The organism is Mariniflexile sp. (assembly GCF_052728615.1).
This window is the reverse complement of sequence record NZ_JBFVFE010000004.1, coordinates 42290-60893: the sequence shown is the minus strand read 5'-3', so window position 1 is coordinate 60893 and position 18604 is coordinate 42290. Positions and strand designations below refer to the sequence as shown.

Here is an 18604-nt window from a genome sequence, read left to right as displayed (position 1 = left end):
CAAAAATGCCCGAACCTTCGTGTTAGCAACGGCTCGCACTATGTTTTATATACGGTGTTAGCCACAGGGCTTTATCCGGCTTTCCAATCTTACTTTTTTGAAATAAGCAACGATTTCTTCTTTGGTCATTTTTGCTAATTCAGCGCTCAATTTGTCTTTTTGTTCTCTCGCAAATTTGACAGCATCAAATCCTTTTTTTGTTTTAGTTTCCATAATTCATTAAATCTCTTGGCGAGCGGATTTCCAATTGTTTATATCCGTTTTTTATGTTGATGGAATTGTAGCCACGTATCCGCTCTATGTTTACGATATGCTTAAAATTCCAACTTACGAGCAAATCAGCTCGGTTTATTGTAGCAAGAGCAATATGCAGACAATCCGCATAACTTGTTTGTCCGACAACCTTTTCAGTTATATATTCCGTCGCCAAATCCACCGCATCTTCATCTTCATCAAGGAATTCCGTAAATTCACTTTTCAGATTGGTAATTAGATTGACAATCTTTTCTGGTGCAGGTTCAAGTTCTCTTTGCAAAACAGCAGACAGCAACACTTTGAATTCGCCGTTGTTTATTCGTTCGAATAGAGGTTTGGTAAATTCCTCGAACTCTTTGTCAAAATATCCACCAAAAACTGACGTGTCAAAATATATTCGCTGTTTTTTCATTTTATAAATTTACGAAATTCAGCGAGATGTTTAATGTTAGCACGATTTTTCTTGCCTTGTGGCTAACACAAATATAACCAAAACAAAAAAGCCACCTTATGCAAGTGGCTAGATTTTATTTATTAAGACCTCACAGGTTTTCAAAACCCGTGAGGTCTGGTGCTCATATTTACTCTTCTCCCATAAAGGTACTCATTACAGCATCACTAACGCCCATATTGCTAAAACCGCCATCATGAAATAGATTTTGCAACGTAACACGTTTTGTTAAATCGCTAAACAAGGTCACGGTGTAGTTCGCACAATCTAAAGCCGTGGCGTTACCAAGTGGCGACATTTTATCGGCATAGGCAATAAACCCATCAAAACCTTTTACACCACTACCTGCTGTGGTTGGGGTTGGCGATTGGGATATAGTATTGACACGTACCTTTTTATCGCGACCAAAGAAGTACCCAAAACTACGGGCAATGCTTTCTAAATACGCTTTATTATCTGCCATATCATTATAATCTGGGAACACACGTTGTGCCGCCATATAGGTTAACGCCACTATACTTCCCCACTCGTTCATAGCATCTTGCTTGTAAAGTGTTTGCATCAATTTATGAAAAGACATGGCAGAAACATCGGTTCCTTTCTGTGTCCATTCGTAATTTTGATTTGTGTAGTGATTTCCTTTTCTAACATTAATGGACATCCCGATGGAATGTAATACAAAATCCAATTTACCGCCAAGAATCCCAGTAGATTTTTCAATCAAATTCTGCAAATCCTCCACAGAAGTCGCATCGGCAAGAATAATTTGTGACCCTGTTTTTTCAGCTAACTCATTTATCTGTCCCATGCGCATCGCAACCGGTGCGTTGGTTAAAACAAATGTTCCCCCTTCTTCATGAACACGTTCGGCTGTTTTCCAAGCAATTGAATTAGAGTCTAATGCTCCAAAAATGATCCCTCTTTTTCCTTTTAGTAAGTTGTATGCCATATTTTTTGGTTTATGCCCCTTTGTCCTTCGGACATTTCCCCAAAGGGGAAAATCGGGTAATTGTTATCTTAGTTAGTTTTAAAGTTCAAAAATACTAAACTTTTTAAAACTTTAAACTTTAAACTTTTTAATTGAGTAATTCTTTTGCATGTGCGATGGCTGATGACGACATTTCCAATCCTCCCAGCATTTGTGCAATTTCCACAATGCGCTCATCGTGGTTTAGTTTTACCAAATTGGTTTGGGTTACGTCGTTTACATCTTCTTTAAACACTTTAAAATGCGAATGTCCTTTGGCGGCAATTTGTGGCAAATGCGTGATGGAGAATACTTGCATCGTTTTACTCATTTGCAACATGATATCTCCCATTTTATTGGATATTTCTCCTGAAACTCCTGTATCAATTTCATCGAACATGATAGTTGGCAATTGAATATATTTTGATAATACCGATTTTATGGCCAGCATAATACGTGATAATTCACCACCTGAAGCCGCTTTTTTAAGCTCATTAAAATTGCCTCCCTTATTGGCAGAAAACAAAAATGACAAATCGTCTTTTCCGTTGGCAAAAAATTCTTCACCATAAATTATCTCTATTTTAAACTGTGCATTGGGCATTCCCAAACTTCCTAAAATAGTTTCCAATTGTTCTTTTAACTGCGGAATAATGGCAGTTCGTTTATTATGGATGTCATTGGAAATCGTATTGAGTTCGATCTCTTTTGCATCAATTTCCAACCGTTTCTTTTGAATGGAGTCATCCAGGTTTTCGGTAAAAGACACCTTTTCTTCCAGTTGATTTTTAATGTCGATTAATTCTGAAATATTATTCGCAACATGTTTTTGCATCAAGTTATGAAGCACTCTCAATTTAGAATCGACCACTTCCAACCTATTGGGATCTGCTTCCAATTGCTCCTGCAACACATCTACTTCGGAATAGATATCGTCCATATCAATAAGACTACTATTTACCCTATTGAATAAATCTTCGTATTTTGACGAAAAACCAGATAGCTTTTGAAACGTGTTTTTTAAGGAAGTAAGGGCAGAAATAATCCCGATTTGCTCTTCATTCAGTAATAAATAGGCCTCAGAAAGTTTTTCCTTGATGGCTTCAATATTATTTAAGGTTTCATATTCCTCTTCAAGTAATTCCATTTCGCCATCGACTAAATTGGCTTCCACCAATTCATTCAATAAAAACGAATTGTAATCGTGCTCTTTAATGGCATCTGCCTGAAAATCCAGAAGTTCCTGAAGTTCTTTTTTTAGTTTTTTATAGCCTTTTAATTCTATTTTATAGCTTTGAAGTGTTTCATCATTATTTGCCAAGGCGTCAATAATTTGAAACTGGAACCCGTTGCTTGTTAATTGTAAGGTTTCGTGTTGCGAATGAATATCGATCAGTCGTTCTCCCAACAATTGTAAACCATTCAAATTTACGGGCGAATCATTTACAAAGGCTCTAGATTTTCCTGAAGGCAATATCTCTCTACGAATAATAGTTTGTGCTTCGTAATCAAAATCCTCAGCCTTAAAAAGCGCTTGCAATTTGTAGTTTGAAATATTAAAAACCGCTTCAATAACGCATTTTTCCTCGGTGTTTTTTAAGCTGCTTAAATCGGCACGCTTCCCCAGGATCAATGATAAGCCACCTAAAAGAATGGATTTTCCCGCACCAGTTTCACCTGTAATTATTGAAAAACCATCATTAAAATCTACTTGAAGAGTATCGATTAAGGCATAATTTTTTATGGAAAGGGATGTTAACATTTAAAAGTTCTAAGTTCAAAGTTTCAAGTTCAAAGTTTCAAGTTCTCAGTCGCAGTCTCAGTAATTTTCAATTGCAGGCTCAGTTTTCAGTTGCATTGGTCTTCGGTCTCCCGTCTTCGGGCTTCTATCTCCTTCCTACCTAAAACTTAATGTTTTGCCATTTGCTACTGTGCATGGGCGCTACTTTTTGAAGTGTTTCTTTTACGCTGGCAATGTTTACGTTAGGGCCATCGCTAAAAATTTGCTCAATCTCATCTGCTTTGGCATCAAAAAATGTACGCAGTAAAAAGGAATTTGGTCGGCGCCCATTCATAGTTTGGAACAATTTTAAAGAGGCTGCTATTTGCTCTTTTCCGTCTTTCACATTCCCGCTCATCACATCCAACCCTTTTCGGTGGTACATGTACAATACTTGTTTGTATTCCTTAAAAGTGGGCGATGAAATGTTATCTATAAGTGCAAATCTGCTCTGTAAACCATCTTCAAGTTTCCAACCTTTAAAGTTCTCTTGTTGCGAATAATTGGTTATGGTCTGTGCTTGTTTAAAATACGGTTCACCCCCATTTTCAGCGAAAGATTCAGCATCCAGCCCTAAAACCATATAAATATGAAATGCCAAAACCGACACCAAATTAGATTCGTATTGGGTTGGGTTGAAAATGAGATTTTGAAATTCTATATACCTGAAATTAAAATCCTTATCATTAAAATTGTAAATCGGGGTAGTAAAAGAGGAGCCGAAAACGGGTCTTGAAGATTGTACTTGCAAAGAGGCTTGAAACGCTTCCCCGCTATAATTTACAATATTTATAACCATACTGCAGTCTATGCGCTCTTGGGCAGTAAAGGTTTTGTTGGTCCACTTGGTATTGTTAACAAACTCCTTTAATTGCTTTTCCAATGTTTTAAAGATGGGGAAGTTCTCATTACCTGTTTGTTGTGCATCCACAACCACGTTACAATTTAGCTCTTGTGAAAACCCAATCGCCACAGAACCAAACATTAAAAATATGAGAATATTACGCATTGATCTGTTCTAAAATTTTATTAAGTAAATCGTTGGCAACATCTGCTTTGGACTTTAATTGAAATACTGTTACGGTATATTCATCGTCAATAAAAGTAACTTTATTGGTATCACTTTTAAAACCTGCACCGGTATCATTTAACGAATTTAAAACAATTAAATTTAAATTCTTTCTTTTTAGTTTGTCTTTTGCATTTTCAAGTTCATCATTCGTTTCTAAAGCAAACCCAACCAAAAATTGATTTTTTTTAATCGCTCCTAAAGAAGCTAAAATATCTTTCGTTTTTTCCAACTCTATAGTTAACGTTGTCTCGTTCTTTTTTATTTTTTGGGAAGCTGCTTCTTTTGGCTTATAATCGGCAACGGCAGCAGAAAGTATGGCGATATCGCTATTTTCAAAATATTTGTGCACTTCGTTATACATGTCGGAAGCACTAATAACAGGAATTACTTGAATAAGACTATGTTGAATTTTTTGATGGGTTGGACCAGTAATTAAAATGACCTCTGCACCCAGATTTGCCGATGCTTTAGCAATTTCAAAACCCATTTTTCCGCTGGAATGATTGCCAATAAACCGAACCGGATCAATGGCTTCATGCGTTGGACCCGCCGTAATAAGCACTTTTTTTCCTTTTAATGGGAGTTTTTGTAGAATATCATTTTCTATAAAAGATACGATGTCCTCAGGTTCTGCCATTCTGCCCTCGCCTACCAATCCACTTGCCAGTTCCCCACTTGTTGCGGGAACCATGATATTTCCATAGCTGTTTAACACTTTAAAAGTATGTAATGTGCTCTGGTGTTTGTACATGTCCAAATCCATGGCTGGCGCAAAATATACGGGACACTTTGCCGATAAATAAGTTGTCAATAGTAAATTATCGCAACCACCATTCGCCATTTTTGATAAGGTATTGGCGGTGGCCGGCGCGATGACGAACAGATCTGCCCACAGTCCTAAATCTACATGACTGTTCCAAACAGCGTTATCATCATCTTCATTTACAAAAGATGAATAAACAGGATTTTTTGAAAGTGTTGATAAGGTTAAAGGAGTAATAAAATCTTTTGATGCAGGCGTCATAACCACTTTTACATGGGCGCCCGATTTTACAAACAACCTAACCAATGAAGCGGTTTTATAAGCGGCAATACCAGCAGTTATTCCTAATAATATATTTTTTCCGCTTAAAATACTCATAAAAAACAGTTTTCAGAATTTTTATGGTTTATACGAATTAAACTCCAAAACCACATATTTATATCGTTTTGGAGTTTAATAAATAACATTGAAATTTTAGAAATTATTCCTGATTATCTTCCTCAGTATTTCTAAAATAAATTTTATCCGTTAACCATTCTTGAACAGCCAAAGCATGTGGTTTAGGCAATTTTTCGTAAAATTTAGAAACCTCAATTTGCTCTTTGTTTTCAAAGATTTCCTCTAAACTATCGTTGTAAGTAGCAAATTCCTCTAACTTATCGATCAATTCTTTTTTAATCTCTGTGTTAATTTGTTCTGCACGTCTAGCGATGATTGAAATTGATTCGTAAATGTTTTCTGTTGGTTCGTCAATTTGATTTCTGTCGTACGTAATGGTGTTAACAGGTGCATTGGTTTTTTTTAAATCCATTCTCATTGTAATTTAACTTTTAGTGCTGTATTTTTTAATTTCTTCATCCAATACTGCCGCCATTTTATCGACTTCCTCAATATGTTTGGAGTTAGAAAATGATTTTTTAAACGACGTATAAAATTCTTTTGCCTGTTTTAGGCGATCTTTTTTCAAATAAACGATTCCTGTTGGCGTCTTTTTTAATTCTGCACTGTTAACTGCCAACCTGTATGCAGAATCAAACCTTATAAATAGGGCTTCCTCACGCAATGAAGAACCAGGGAAATCAATAATAAAATTATCAAACGACTTAACAGAAGCCGGATAATCTGATATGGTGTTATACTGTTTCGCAATACTGAACGCTTTCTTTTCCAACTTAAAATCCAATTCTTGAACTAATTTATTGGCCTCGGACAAATATTCGGATTCCGGAAATACATTGATGAAGTTTTGAAGTTTCTCAATAGCTTCCTTAGTTTCCTTTTGATCTTTTGTATAAACGGGAGACAGCATATAATAACTCTTTGCGCCTAAAAAAGAAGCTTCTTCCAACTTTTCACTTTTTGGGTAACTGGAAGCAAAACGCTCAAACTGATAACCCGCAGTATAATAATCTTTCATTTTGTAAAATGAATGTGAATATAAATACATCAGTTTTTCGGCTTGTGGTTTCCCTCTATAGTTAGGCACTATCTGCGCAAACAATTTATTGGCTTTAGCATATTTACCTTGGCTATATAATGAATCCCCTAGTTTAAACTTTGCAGCAATATCTTCAGACTTTAAAGCCTTTTGATATTCGCTACAAGAACTTAAAGTTAGTAGTAAAATTATTATATAAATAAAATTTTTCATAAATTTTTAACAAGATGCGAAATTAAGTTATTAATATGGATTTTAAAAATATTATTTCACCGCTAAAATAATGGCTTAAATGCAGGTATTTTAAGGTTTAAGTAATATTTAACAGAATACACATTTAACATTTGCTCTAAAACTTATTTACAAATGATTTGATTTTTTCCTTTAGTTGATTGGATGCTGGCACCAATGGCAATCTTACACGGTCTTTACATAAACCCAAAGCTTCAAAAACACCTTTGATTCCGGCAGGATTGTTTTCTTCAAAAATATAACCGATAACATCCATTAACCTGTAATGAAGTTTATAAGCTTCCTTGGCATCGCCCTTTAAACCTAAACGAATCATATTGGAAAATTCTTTAGGGAATGCTTGCCCAATAACAGAGATAACCCCAGCACCACCAGCTAAAACAATGCCTAAAGCTAAATCGTCATCACCAGAAATTATTAAAAAGTCTTCTGGTTTGTTTTTTATCAATTGTAAATATTGCGACACATTGTTTCCCGCTTCTTTTACAGCTATCACATTTTTAAAATCGTTAGCTAGTCTTAAGGTAGTTTCCGGTTCTATATTTCTAGAAGTACGTCCTGGAACATTGTATAAAACCACATCAATAGGCGACGCTTCCGCAATGGCTTTAAAATGCTGATAAATACCTTCTTGCGTAGGTTTGCTATAATATGGAGACACTGATAAAATGGCATCAATGTTACTTAAATCGGTTGATTTTATTTCATTTATAACCTCAGCCGTATTATTGCCACCAATACCCAAAACCATAGGAACGCGACCGTTATTAGCCTTATAAATAGTTGCTATAATGGCTTTCTTTTCTTGTTTTGTAATGGTAACACTTTCGCCAGTGGTACCACAAACCACTAAATACTCTACGCCATTTTCAATATTGAAATTCACGATATTGGCTAGGGCTTCGTGGTCTACACTTAAATCGTTTTTAAAAGGTGTAACCAAAGCAACTCCAGTTCCTAGAAACTTACTATTCATTCTTAATTTTATTTAATATGGTTAGGTACTTAAAAACTTCCGCTTTAAACACGTCAAATTCCTTTAAGTTGGTATGGATGATCAAATCGTTCAAACGTTCATCACAACCTGAAATCCCGATCTTAAATTTAGCCTTTGATAAAGCCGTTAGTAATTTCAACTCTGTTACATCTGCTTCATAATAGCTTATCAAGGCGTCAAACCTAGTATCTAAAAAAGCTTGTAGCTCGCTGTTTTTAATGGCTCCAAACCAGCCAAAATCTTTAGGGTCAAAGCAAACATCCCAAGATTTTAGGGTCTCTTTTTTGTTTGCCGAAAAGGCAATAATCTTTAACTTGTTAAGATGCACATTTAAATGGGTTGCTAATCCATTAAACCATTCAAAGTCGTCAATTTCATCAATATTCAAGATAACGCCAATGCTTTCAATGGTATCGTTGTTAACATTTTCGTGTTCAACAGATAACAATTTATTGATGCGCTTTTTAATAGATTTTTGTTTAAAACCTTTTAAAATCATTTATCTTTATGCTTTGGGCAAAGGTAGCAAAAGTACATTTAAAAAATTCCATTAAAAAGATGCGGTTTACATATTTAATTTATTTGTTATATATATTACTTTTTTTCAATTGTAAGCATCCCAAAGAATATTTGACCAAAATTGAAGGGAAACAAATTTCTATTTCAGATAGCTTATCCATAAATAATGACATAGATGCTTTTATAAAACCATATAGGGACCATATTGAAAAAGATCTAGACAGTGTTTTGGCGTATTCCATTGGTACGTATTCTAAAACTGATGGCGAATTTAACACAGCTATTGGAAACTTTATGGCGGATGCCGTTTTTGAAGAAACCAACCCCATTTTTAAAAGTAGAACTGGTAAAAATATCGATTTTGTATTTCTCAATTTCGGAAGCATCCGTTCTATAATACCAAAAGGAAATGTAACGACTAGAAACATTTTTGAAATAATGCCTTTTGATAATGACATATATATTATTGCTTATAAGGGCAATGAAATAATGGGTCTTGTCAAAGAAATAGTCGAAAATAAACAAGCGCATCCTATTTCCAAAATCAAAATTGTAATTGACAAAAATTACAACTTGGTTGAAACAACTATAAATAATAAGGAAATAGATACTTCAAAAACATATTATTTGGCTATTAGCGACTATATGTACAATTCAAGACTTGATTCTTGGATACCAAATGAAGGCGTTTATCCGTTAAATTACCACATTCGAAATATCTTAATTGATTACGTTAAAAAAATTGATACCATCAAGCCTGCTATTGATGATAGGTTTGTCCAAATAGATTAATTCATGAAACTTCCATAACGAATTTTCAATACCCAAGATAATGATTATATGGAAGCACCATGTGACAATTAAAAAACAATAATATAAACACATGAAAAGAAGGGATTTTATACAAAAAACGTCTGCAGGCGCCTTAGTAGCAATAGGTGGTTTTGGACTTACATCATTTACAACCTCAACGAAAATATCAAAAATAACCATTTTACATACAAACGATGTACATAGCTACATTGATACTTTTGGACCAAATGAAGGTAGAAATGCCAACAAAGGCGGTGTAGCCAGAAGAGCCAGTTTAATAGAATCCATTAGGAATGAAAACCCTAACACACTTTTATTGGATGCCGGCGATATTTTTGAAGGCACTCCTTATTTCAATTATTATGGTGGGGAACTAGAGTTGAAATTGATGAGCAAACTAAAATATGATGCATCAACTATAGGAAATCATGATTTCGCAAATGGCTTAGATGGGTTATTGGCACAATACCCCCATAAGGATTTTCCTTTTTTAATTGCCAATTACGATTTTTCAAACACTATTTTAAACACCCACACAAAACCTTACCAAATATTTATAAAAGACCATATTAAAATTGGTGTTTTTGGATTGGGTATTGAATTGGAAGGTTTGGTACTTAAAAGCTTATATAAGGAAACTAAATATCTGGATCCGGTTGAAATGGCTCAAGAAATGGCCAAAATTTTAAAGGATGATGAAAAGTGCGACTTGATTATTTGTTTGTCGCATTTAGGATATGAATATAGAAACGAATCAAATAAAATATGTGACTTAAAATTGGCCGCTGCAACAAAAGACATTGATTTGATTATTGGTGGGCACACGCATACTTTTTTAAAAAAACCGACCATTGTTGAAAATATAGAAGGCAAAAACATGCTTGTAAACCAAGTAGGATGCTATGGTATTTATTTGGGTAAAATCGATTTTTATTTTGATACCGACAAAAATAAATCCGCAAACGGCACTTCTATTATCGTTTAGGCCAATAAATTCTCGGATGAGTAACTTTCATTAATCAATACTGGTTGCCTAGGTTGTTTGTTTGCATTTTGCACAATGATGTATTTAAACATCACATAGAGCCCAATGGCGTATAAAATTCTTTGCAACAAATCAAAGCTCCAATTGTAAAAGTAATACATACCTATATAATTCAACATAGCCGATAAACTAAAGAAAAGCACAGCGGTTAAAAACAACACCGATTGTTTGGTTTGCGTATTTAAATACACGGCAAAAGCCAAAAAACCAAGAACAATCAATGTCAAACTTTTAATTCCGAATAAAAGTACTTCGGTAGGATTTGGAATTACAGCCTTCATTACTATATACAAAGTGTACAGAAAGTATAGATTTATACTTAAAACCACTAATAAATAGATACCTATTATTTTATCGAGATGATGGAATTTAAATTTAGGGACAACCATAAGTATTAAATACAAGAAACTCAATAAGTACAAAATACTGGAGGTCTGAATTAAACTGTCCTCTGCCAAAAACATAGAGGAAATATCTCCTAAAAAAGAAAACACCAAGAAAGAAACAAACATGATCCCTAACGATCTATACTTAACAAAAAAGAAAATCAATAAAACTGGTATAAATAATGGCATGGCCGTTTGCATAATCAAGGCATCTTGCTTAACAAATCCTATGATATTAATGGCTATCAATAAGATAAAAGCTCCAAGAAATACGCTGTTAAAAGAAAGTTTAAACCAAGTTTTCACAATATTCACATAAGTAGGTTGCATCAAATATAAAAATAAAGTTCATTTCAACGTCTTAATCTGTCTTTTTATCGATTAAAATCATTAAAACATGTCGTTTGTCGGATTATTTAAAAAAATCATTAAGCAACGATAACAAAAATCGCCTAAAGATCCATGTTGATTTTTATAAACTAAACCACTATATGAACTGGTTTAAACTTTTTTCAATTGGCTGCAAAATGATATTTTTCCCTCACTATACTTAAAATCCATAGTCCAGATAGATCGGGATTGAAAAGAAATGGAATTGCAAACGGTTATTAGGTCAATAAGTTACCTGACGGCAGACAGGTTTGTTATTTATGCGAATTAAGGGTTAAAATATTGTAACTATTCAGCCGAGTGAAAATTGGAGTGCGCGCTTGGCTTAGGGGCGTTAGCCCTGTAGTCTTAGCAGCAAAATGAGCCATGATGATGGCTTAGGGCTTTAGCCCTAACATCTTTGATAAAACAATTGTGTACGTGTTTGCCATGTTTATTAGATTTGAGGGCTATATCTTTTTTGCTCGTTATCGTTTTATTTTACGAAGATAGCAGGGCTACGCCCCTTTTTATTTGATTAACGTTTATCTGCGACGATTTTAGGGCCAACGCCCCTAATATTGTCTTAAAAATCGTAATGGGGTTTAATCTTTTCAACACTTGATTCGCATTATTTGGTAAAAATTTCTTAAAAATCCAATAGTCAACTAATAACCGGGTGTACAACAAATTTCCCTTTTTCGGAATTCATCCGATAACAAATATGGTTTGGGCTCAGGATTTATCCTTCAAGACCTACAAGGTTTTCGATCCCGATTGCCATCGGGACTTGCAGGTCAAGATTCCAGTTTTAGGAAAATTTGTCGTGCACCCCTAATAACCACAGAGATTATAAAATAGTAAATAAAAGTGTACCATTATAAGTGCATAGTTTCAAATAGCGCCTGCGACCAATGAAAGATTATTGGAGTAACATATTTGAATTATCTCTTTCTTCATAAAGAATTTCAGATTGCTTGAAGAAAAAATAAAAGGCTAAAACATACAGTGTAATATAGACAATATTAAGCAAACTACGTTCTGAAATATAGGTATAGGCTACCCAAATGACTTCTGCAAACACAATGCACAGAGCGCCTAAAAACAAATATAAAGACTTGATATTATCTCTATAAAAATAATTTATAAGTGACACCGATAAAAGCATTAGCACCACAATATTGTACATCAATTCCAGATAATAAGCATTGGTTATTAAAGCACGGGAATAAACAATAACCTGCAAAACATATATTATGTAAACGTTTAAAATTGTTAACACCAGTATATGCAATTTAAAATGTCTTAGTATGTAAGGTAAACTTACTGACTTGGATATCTCAATCAATAAACAAATGTAAGACAGAATGTACAACGAATTCCCTAAATAATAATCAATTGCTTGTGAGGTATAGGGTTTTAAAAACACCAACAAGTCTGAAACAGAATAAAATACTAAGAAAAGTGTAAAAAACAAGGTTTTCTTTTTTACATTTAAAAAATATATTAAAGTAATTATGGGCAGAATAATTGACTTTAGTGAAACAAACATATAGCCATTTCCATAAAATTGGAATATCACACAAAGTATATAAACTACTAACAATAAACCAACCAAGGCTTTCGACTTGTACATAATAGCATTTTTTGGTTAATAAACAAATATAACAATATATTACTATTAAACGTTAAAAAATTACATTTAATCGATGAAATAACGAATTATATTATTTTTTGTAAGAATTCATTTTCGTTTATTAGAGAAATATTCAAATCATCCGCTTTTTTCTTTTTACTGGGTCCCATATTATCTCCCGCTACAATAAAACTTGTTTTTGATGAAATGGAACTGCTTACTTTACCCCCATTATCTTCAATGAGTTTTTTTAACTCATCACGGGAAAGCGATTCAAAAACCCCTGAAATCACGATACTCTGTCCTTTTAATTTATCGGTTTGCCCAATAAGTTGATCCGCAGAAATTTCCAACTGGACCCCAAATGCTTTCAATCTATCAATAATACGAATATTTTCTTCTGAAGAAAAAAACGCTTTTACACTTTCAGCTATTTTTACTCCAATTTCATCAACATGCACTAATTCTTCTTCCGAAGCATTTTGAATGGCATCCATACTTTTGTAATGCTTCGCTAATTTTTTGGCAACGGTTTCACCCACATATCTAATTCCCAAAGCATACAAAACACGTTCAAAAGGAATGTTTTTGGATTGTTCGATACCCTGTATTAAATTATCGGCACTTTTTTCGGCCATCCGCTCCAATGGAATCACTTGTTCTTTGGTCAATTCATATAAATCAGAATAATTGGAAATCAATCCTTCATTGACCAAAAGCGCCACGGTTTCTCCTCCCAAACCTTCAATATCCATGGCTTTTCTCGAAATAAAATGCTGGATACGCCCAATTATTTGAGGGTTGCATCCATTATAATTGGGACAATAATGCTGTGCTTCACCTTCTTGCCTTACCAGTTCTGTTCCACATTCGGGGCAATGGGTTATATATGCAGTTGGTTTAGAATCTAACGGTCTTTTACTTAAATCGACGCCCAATATTTTGGGGATAATCTCTCCGCCTTTTTCCACATATACTTCATCGCCCACTCTAATATCCAGTTTTTCGATTTGGTCGGCGTTATGCAAAGACGCTCTTTTTACGGTTGTACTGGCAAGTTCAACAGGCTCTAAATTGGCAACAGGTGTAATGGCACCCGTGCGCCCCACTTGATAGGCAATACTGTTCAGTTTTGTTGAAACCTGTTCTGCCTTAAATTTATACGCCATGGCCCAGCGCGGTGCTTTGGCGGTATAGCCCAACTCTTCCTGTTGCTGTAAATTGTTTACTTTTATAACCACCCCATCGGTTTCATAAGGCAATTCATGGCGATGGACGTTCCAATAATCAATAAACTCAAGAACCTCGTCCATGGAATGGGCAAGTTTAGCTGCATGGGGAACTTTAAATCCCCAATTTCTGGCCTTTTCTAAACTTTCAAACTGCGAATTGACCCCAAGATTGGAACCTGTTAAATTATAAAGCAAACACTCCAAGGGGCGTTTTGCAACTTCGGCACTGTCCTGTAATTTTAAACTTCCCGATGCGGTGTTTCGAGGGTTTCTATAAGGTTCTTCGCCAATTTCAATACGTTCCTCGTTCATTTTAATGAACCCTTCAAACGGCAAAATAATTTCCCCGCGAATGTCAAATTTTGGTGGATAATCACCTTTTAGTTGAAGTGGCACCGATTTTATGGTTCTAATATTGCTGGTTACATTATCACCTTGAAATCCATCGCCCCGGGTTACGGCTTTTACCAAAAACCCATTTTCATAGGTTAAACTAATGGAAGCGCCATCGTATTTTAACTCGCAAGTGTACTGGATATTACCGTCAATCAGCTTTTTTATTCGTGTTTCCCAGTCTAGTAAATCTTCTTTGGAATAGGAGTTCTCCAACGAATACATGCGGTATTCATGCGGAATGGTTTCAAAACTCTTCACAACCTCACCTCCTACACGTTGCGTTGGGGAATTGGCATCGAAAAACCCGGGGTGCTTTGCTTCTAAATCTTGAAGCTCCTTTAGTTTTATATCGAAGTCGTAATCGGAAATGGTGGCATTATCAAGCACATAATAATTGTAATTGTGTTGGTTTAACTCGTTGCGTAAATTTTTTATTTGCTGTTCTATATTCATACTGTGCGCCATAAAGCCCCCTAGTTCGTTAATCAAAAATCGTAACTCGTTAATCGTAATTCCAAACCCCTTTAATCATTCTATCCTTTTTAAAAATATCTTGTTTTAATATGATGTCCTTAAAATCATTATCGACCAATAACCGAATCATTTCTTGTCCAAGATGCTCATTGATCTCAAAAAACAACATCCCATGATCGGTTAAATTAACAATAGCAAATTGTGTAATGGATTTATAAAAAAGTAACGGATTTTCATCATTTACAAACAATGCCAAATGTGGTTCATTATCTAAAACATTTGGTTTCATGAGCAGTTTTTCCTTTTCTCGAACATACGGAGGGTTTGATACTATAATATCAAAACCCAAATGTTTAAAATCCAAATTCCAAGCTTCAGGGTTTAGTATATCAGCCTCTATAAACACAACGTTCACATTATTTAATTTGGCGTTTTGTTGAGCGATTTTTAATGCTTCTTTACTAACATCCAATGCATAAACTTTTGTATTCGGTAAGTTTTTCGCTAAAGAAATGGCGATGCAACCACTCCCCGTTCCTATATCCAAAATTCTGAATTCTGAATTCTGAATTCTGAATTTAGAAATGATCCACTCAACAAGTTCTTCGGTTTCGGTCCTAGGAATCAACGTATGCGCATTCACTTTAAAAGGCAATCCGAAAAAATCGGTCTCCCCTAATATATATTGTATAGGCTGTTCTTTTTTTAATAATTCCAAAGCACTTAAAAGAGCATCATCATGATCTACTGAATATTGGGGGTTCATTGCCAATTCAAGTCTGGACACTTTATAATATGCATCAATCAACATAAAAAAGAAACTGTCAACTTCTTCTTTTTCATATAAATGATCCAATTTCTTGTGGAATGTATTTTGTAGGTCTTTTAAGTTCAAAATTTTATATAATAATTTAGTCCTCGACTGCTCCCGATAGATCATCGGGACGAACAGACAACATTAGTCTTTTAAAAATTCTTATATCATGAACTTCCTTAAAACGCTGATTAAATTTTATTGAATTCACTCCTATAAAAATATTTTGCTCTGTCATTAAACAAAGATAATTTATTGCGACCTAAATACCCATACCTATAAAATAAAAAACATCTGAAATATCAATGAAGAACTTTTGAACTTAATTATTGTATATATGGAACCCATTTAAGCTTTTTTAAATTTTTACATAAAAAACTTCTACAAATCCTAAAACATTAATTGTTGTTTGAATGCCCGCGTTAGGGATTGCAGCGGCATCCTTTTGGTTTTTCTTTGAAAAGAGACTTAACTTAAAGGCAAACCCCCTAACTTTGATGTGGATTCCTGCATTACCAATTAACTCTCATTTTTTTTAGCACATGACAAAAACAGTTCGTTGATATTTTAATAGCTTCTATCGTTGACCCCCTCCGCCTATCGGCATACCGAAAAATCGGTACAGGCTCTACCCCTTAAAAAAAGGGGAGGAATTATTAAGGTACTCATTTTTAATGATTTGAACTTCTTATTTAAAATTTTGTCATGTACTTAACTCATTTTTTTATAATATTGAATTCGTGAATCTTCGATTTGGCAGGAATGACAAAAAACCAAAAGACCTGCCGGCAGGTATAGCTAAAAGCCCGCCCCTTGTGGTAACCTGCCGGAGGCGACCAAACAAACGAATGTTTTTTCATCCTAAAAAATGCAAACTTTAACATTCCATATCAACTTTTACAAAAAGTTTAAGATTATTTAGACTTATATTTAACCCTATTATTAATGAACTTATTTCCTTCCGATAATTATCTGAATTCGTGGAAATAAAAAAAAACACTATTTACTATGAAAAAACCAACCTTTATTACAAGCATTGCTTGCGTTTTTATCATGCTTTTATCTATTAACATGGAAGCACAAAAATTTAACGCTTTAGATCAAAGCCCGATGGACGCTACCGTTTACCCTAGCAGCAGCAAAGAACCAAACAAACTGGTAAAAGTTGTGTATAGCAGACCGCTACTTAAAGATAGAGCATTAAGTACTTTGGCGCCGAATGGCAAAATATGGCGTACTGGTGCTAACGAAGCCACCAACATTACTTTATACAAAGACATGAAAATTGGAGGAAAAGCGGTTAAAGCTGGTGAATATTCGCTGTTTACGATTCCTGGAGATAAAGAATGGACTATTATTTTAAATAAAGATATTAATGTTTGGGGCGCTTATTCGTATAACGAAACCAACGATGTTGTTAGGGTTTTGGCACCTGTAAGTTCGGGAGAATCTTTAGATGCCTTTTCGATTGCCTTTACCGATGATGGTACGATGTATTTAGGCTGGGGAACGGTTAGGGTCGCTGTTCCGTTTACAAAGTGAATCAGTTTATGGTTTTCAATAAAAAATCTAGAGCTAGCCTATTAAGGATGGCTTATTTTTTTGCTGTTAACGCACACCAATAAATAATTACTTACCATTGGGTTACTCTCCTTTTTCTGAAATATAATACAACCGCTTTAAACTCTTTTTAAGCATGGTGAACCGATAGATGCCTATGATAAAAAATATAGCGCTGAACACCAAAGACAAGATAGCCAAAAATTTAAAATTAGAAAAATCCTTTAACTGAAAAAACGCAATGCTTCCCAACAACAGGTATAAAGACGAACGAATGTAAGACAAAAGCGTGCGCTCGTTTGCCAAACGGGTGCGTTCTATGGCTAGATAGTCCCTTAAAATAATGGCCTCTTCTGGCTTAAAATCACGACCAAACCGCAAGAGGTTGATCTTTTTTATTCCTAGTGGTGTTTTCAAAATGCGTTTCATGTGCAACTATTTACCTATAAAAATACATTATTTTTTTGTTTTGGTAGTTTTCCGTTGTGTCTAGTTCAAAAAAAAAACATTCAAAAAGAAACCAATAGAAACGCAAATTATATGCTTTTTATAGTTGAAAAAATTATTTAAATAACGTTGAATACATAGCCCAATAGCCAATATAAAATCAAGAAAACAAAGATGGTGCCGATGCATCCGCATTTGCCGCCACCAATTTTTTTTGCACCCCAAGCGGCCGCTATAATTCTTAATAGATTTTTCATTTTTTAATCATTTTGTTTTAAGGAATATTCAAATACTTATGTGTTTGTAGCGATACTTTCCATTTTGGGTTTGCCATAACGTATTCTACAATTTCAGGGATCACTTTATCGCGTTTGCTCCATTCCGGTTGTAAATACAAGATACAATTTTTATTCACTTTTGCCGCTTGTGCTTCCGCGAAGCGAAAATCGTCTTTATTATAAATGATCATTTTAAGCTCGTGGGCCTTTGCATACACTTCCTTAGTGGGAAGTTTCATTTTTTTAGGCGACAAGCAAATCCAATCCCAAATACCAGTTAGTTTATAAGCCCCCGAGGTTTCTATATGTATCTGCAAGCCTTCGGCTTTTAATTGAGTGGTAAGCGGCGTCATGTTCCAAGTTAAGGGTTCCCCACCTGTAACCACAATGGTATTGCTGTATTTTTTAGCGTTTTCAACAATTTTTGAAATTTCTGTAGGTGGATGTAAATTGGCATTCCAACTTTCTTTTACATCACACCAATGGCAACCCACATCACAACCCCCTATCCTCACAAAATATGCTGCTGTACCTTTATGGAAACCTTCCCCTTGTATGGTGTAAAACGCTTCCATTAAAGGCAACATGGTTCCTTTATTAACCAATGTCAATACGTCTTGATTCATCTATAAATAATTAGTTTGCAAAGGTACATTTATT

Annotated in this window: 20 protein-coding genes; 3 read left to right on the top strand and 17 right to left on the bottom strand. The window is 34.6% G+C overall.

Annotation, left to right across the window (positions count from 1 at the left end; all coding sequences use genetic code 11):
• Positions 1 to 57: 57 nt before the first annotated feature.
• The 10 genes from ACU1LP_RS03070 to ACU1LP_RS03025 form a co-directional block, all read right to left on the bottom strand.
• A complete protein-coding gene (locus ACU1LP_RS03070) occupies positions 58 to 213 on the bottom strand; it encodes a hypothetical protein (protein ID WP_445735529.1) in 156 nt (51 codons plus the stop codon).
• Complete coding sequence (locus tag ACU1LP_RS03065) at positions 203 to 667, bottom strand: PIN domain-containing protein (protein ID WP_445735528.1); 465 nt, start codon at positions 665 to 667, stop codon at positions 203 to 205. Before ACU1LP_RS03065 ends, ACU1LP_RS03070 begins: the two co-directional genes overlap by 11 nt.
• 169 nt (positions 668 to 836) lie before the next feature.
• Positions 837 to 1655 carry an enoyl-ACP reductase FabI gene (locus ACU1LP_RS03060; RefSeq protein WP_445735527.1) on the bottom strand — a complete coding sequence of 273 codons (819 nt, stop codon included), beginning with the start codon at positions 1653 to 1655 and terminating at the stop codon, positions 837 to 839.
• Between the two features lie 127 nt (positions 1656 to 1782).
• A complete protein-coding gene (gene recN, locus ACU1LP_RS03055; protein WP_445735526.1) occupies positions 1783 to 3435 on the bottom strand; it encodes a DNA repair protein RecN in 1653 nt (550 codons plus the stop codon).
• 139 nt (positions 3436 to 3574) lie between these two features.
• The gene (gene porD / locus ACU1LP_RS03050; RefSeq protein ID WP_445734894.1) at positions 3575 to 4462 is read right to left on the bottom strand and encodes a type IX secretion system protein PorD; all 888 of its coding nucleotides are present in this window, start codon (positions 4460 to 4462) and stop codon (positions 3575 to 3577) included.
• Positions 4455 to 5666 (bottom strand): bifunctional phosphopantothenoylcysteine decarboxylase/phosphopantothenate--cysteine ligase CoaBC, encoded by a 1212-nt coding sequence (gene coaBC, locus ACU1LP_RS03045; protein WP_445735525.1) that lies wholly within the window; start codon positions 5664 to 5666, stop codon positions 4455 to 4457. Before coaBC ends, porD begins: the two co-directional genes overlap by 8 nt.
• Positions 5667 to 5769: 103 nt before the next feature.
• Positions 5770 to 6099, bottom strand: coding sequence for a DNA-directed RNA polymerase subunit omega (locus ACU1LP_RS03040; protein WP_308992127.1), 330 nt, complete (start codon positions 6097 to 6099; stop codon positions 5770 to 5772).
• A gap of 12 nt (positions 6100 to 6111) precedes the next feature.
• A complete protein-coding gene (locus ACU1LP_RS03035) occupies positions 6112 to 6939 on the bottom strand; it encodes an outer membrane protein assembly factor BamD (protein ID WP_445735524.1) in 828 nt (275 codons plus the stop codon).
• Positions 6940 to 7075: 136 nt separating this feature from the next.
• Positions 7076 to 7954: a 4-hydroxy-tetrahydrodipicolinate synthase gene (gene dapA / locus ACU1LP_RS03030; protein WP_445735523.1), complete on the bottom strand. Its 879-nt coding sequence runs from the start codon at positions 7952 to 7954 to the stop codon at positions 7076 to 7078.
• The gene (locus tag ACU1LP_RS03025) at positions 7947 to 8474 is read right to left on the bottom strand and encodes a DUF6913 domain-containing protein (protein WP_445735522.1); all 528 of its coding nucleotides are present in this window, start codon (positions 8472 to 8474) and stop codon (positions 7947 to 7949) included. The genes dapA and ACU1LP_RS03025 overlap by 8 nt, the downstream gene beginning before the upstream one ends.
• 8 nt (positions 8475 to 8482) lie before the next feature.
• On the opposite strand from ACU1LP_RS03025, the gene ACU1LP_RS03020 reads away from it, so the two are divergent.
• Positions 8483 to 9286 (top strand): 5'-nucleotidase C-terminal domain-containing protein, encoded by an 804-nt coding sequence (locus tag ACU1LP_RS03020; protein WP_445735521.1) that lies wholly within the window; start codon positions 8483 to 8485, stop codon positions 9284 to 9286.
• A gap of 91 nt (positions 9287 to 9377) precedes the next feature.
• Entirely contained in the window at positions 9378 to 10292 is a 915-nt protein-coding gene (locus tag ACU1LP_RS03015; protein ID WP_445735520.1) for a bifunctional metallophosphatase/5'-nucleotidase, read from the top strand.
• On the opposite strand, the gene ACU1LP_RS03010 is transcribed toward ACU1LP_RS03015, so the two are convergent.
• The 4 genes from ACU1LP_RS03010 to prmC all read right to left on the bottom strand — a co-directional run bounded on the left by ACU1LP_RS03010 (position 10289) and on the right by prmC (position 15740).
• Positions 10289 to 11053, bottom strand: coding sequence for a hypothetical protein (locus ACU1LP_RS03010; protein WP_445735519.1), 765 nt, complete (start codon positions 11051 to 11053; stop codon positions 10289 to 10291). The two genes, ACU1LP_RS03015 and ACU1LP_RS03010, sit on opposite strands and share 4 nt — an antisense overlap.
• Before the next feature lie 976 nt (positions 11054 to 12029).
• A complete protein-coding gene (locus tag ACU1LP_RS03005) occupies positions 12030 to 12743 on the bottom strand; it encodes a hypothetical protein (RefSeq protein ID WP_445735518.1) in 714 nt (237 codons plus the stop codon).
• An 86-nt stretch (positions 12744 to 12829) separates the two neighbouring features.
• On the bottom strand, positions 12830 to 14824 hold the full coding sequence (gene ligA / locus ACU1LP_RS03000) for an NAD-dependent DNA ligase LigA (RefSeq protein WP_445735565.1): 1995 nt from the start codon (positions 14822 to 14824) through the stop codon (positions 12830 to 12832).
• Positions 14825 to 14873: 49 nt separating this feature from the next.
• Positions 14874 to 15740, bottom strand: a complete 867-nt coding sequence (prmC, locus tag ACU1LP_RS02995) for a peptide chain release factor N(5)-glutamine methyltransferase (RefSeq protein ID WP_445734793.1) — start codon at positions 15738 to 15740, stop codon at positions 14874 to 14876.
• A gap of 927 nt (positions 15741 to 16667) precedes the next feature.
• Between prmC and ACU1LP_RS02990 the strand changes: the two genes are divergently transcribed.
• Positions 16668 to 17201: a DUF2911 domain-containing protein gene (locus tag ACU1LP_RS02990; protein WP_445735517.1), complete on the top strand. Its 534-nt coding sequence runs from the start codon at positions 16668 to 16670 to the stop codon at positions 17199 to 17201.
• A 102-nt stretch (positions 17202 to 17303) separates the two neighbouring features.
• Here the strand turns inward: ACU1LP_RS02990 and ACU1LP_RS02985 are convergent, their stop codons facing one another.
• The 3 genes from ACU1LP_RS02985 to ACU1LP_RS02975 form a co-directional block, all read right to left on the bottom strand.
• A complete protein-coding gene (locus tag ACU1LP_RS02985) occupies positions 17304 to 17648 on the bottom strand; it encodes a DUF202 domain-containing protein (protein ID WP_445735516.1) in 345 nt (114 codons plus the stop codon).
• Between the two features lie 137 nt (positions 17649 to 17785).
• Positions 17786 to 17923, bottom strand: coding sequence for a hypothetical protein (locus ACU1LP_RS02980; RefSeq protein ID WP_445734478.1), 138 nt, complete (start codon positions 17921 to 17923; stop codon positions 17786 to 17788).
• A gap of 17 nt (positions 17924 to 17940) precedes the next feature.
• Positions 17941 to 18570, bottom strand: coding sequence for a 7-carboxy-7-deazaguanine synthase QueE (locus ACU1LP_RS02975; protein ID WP_445734479.1), 630 nt, complete (start codon positions 18568 to 18570; stop codon positions 17941 to 17943).
• Between the last annotated feature and the right edge of the window lie 34 nt (positions 18571 to 18604).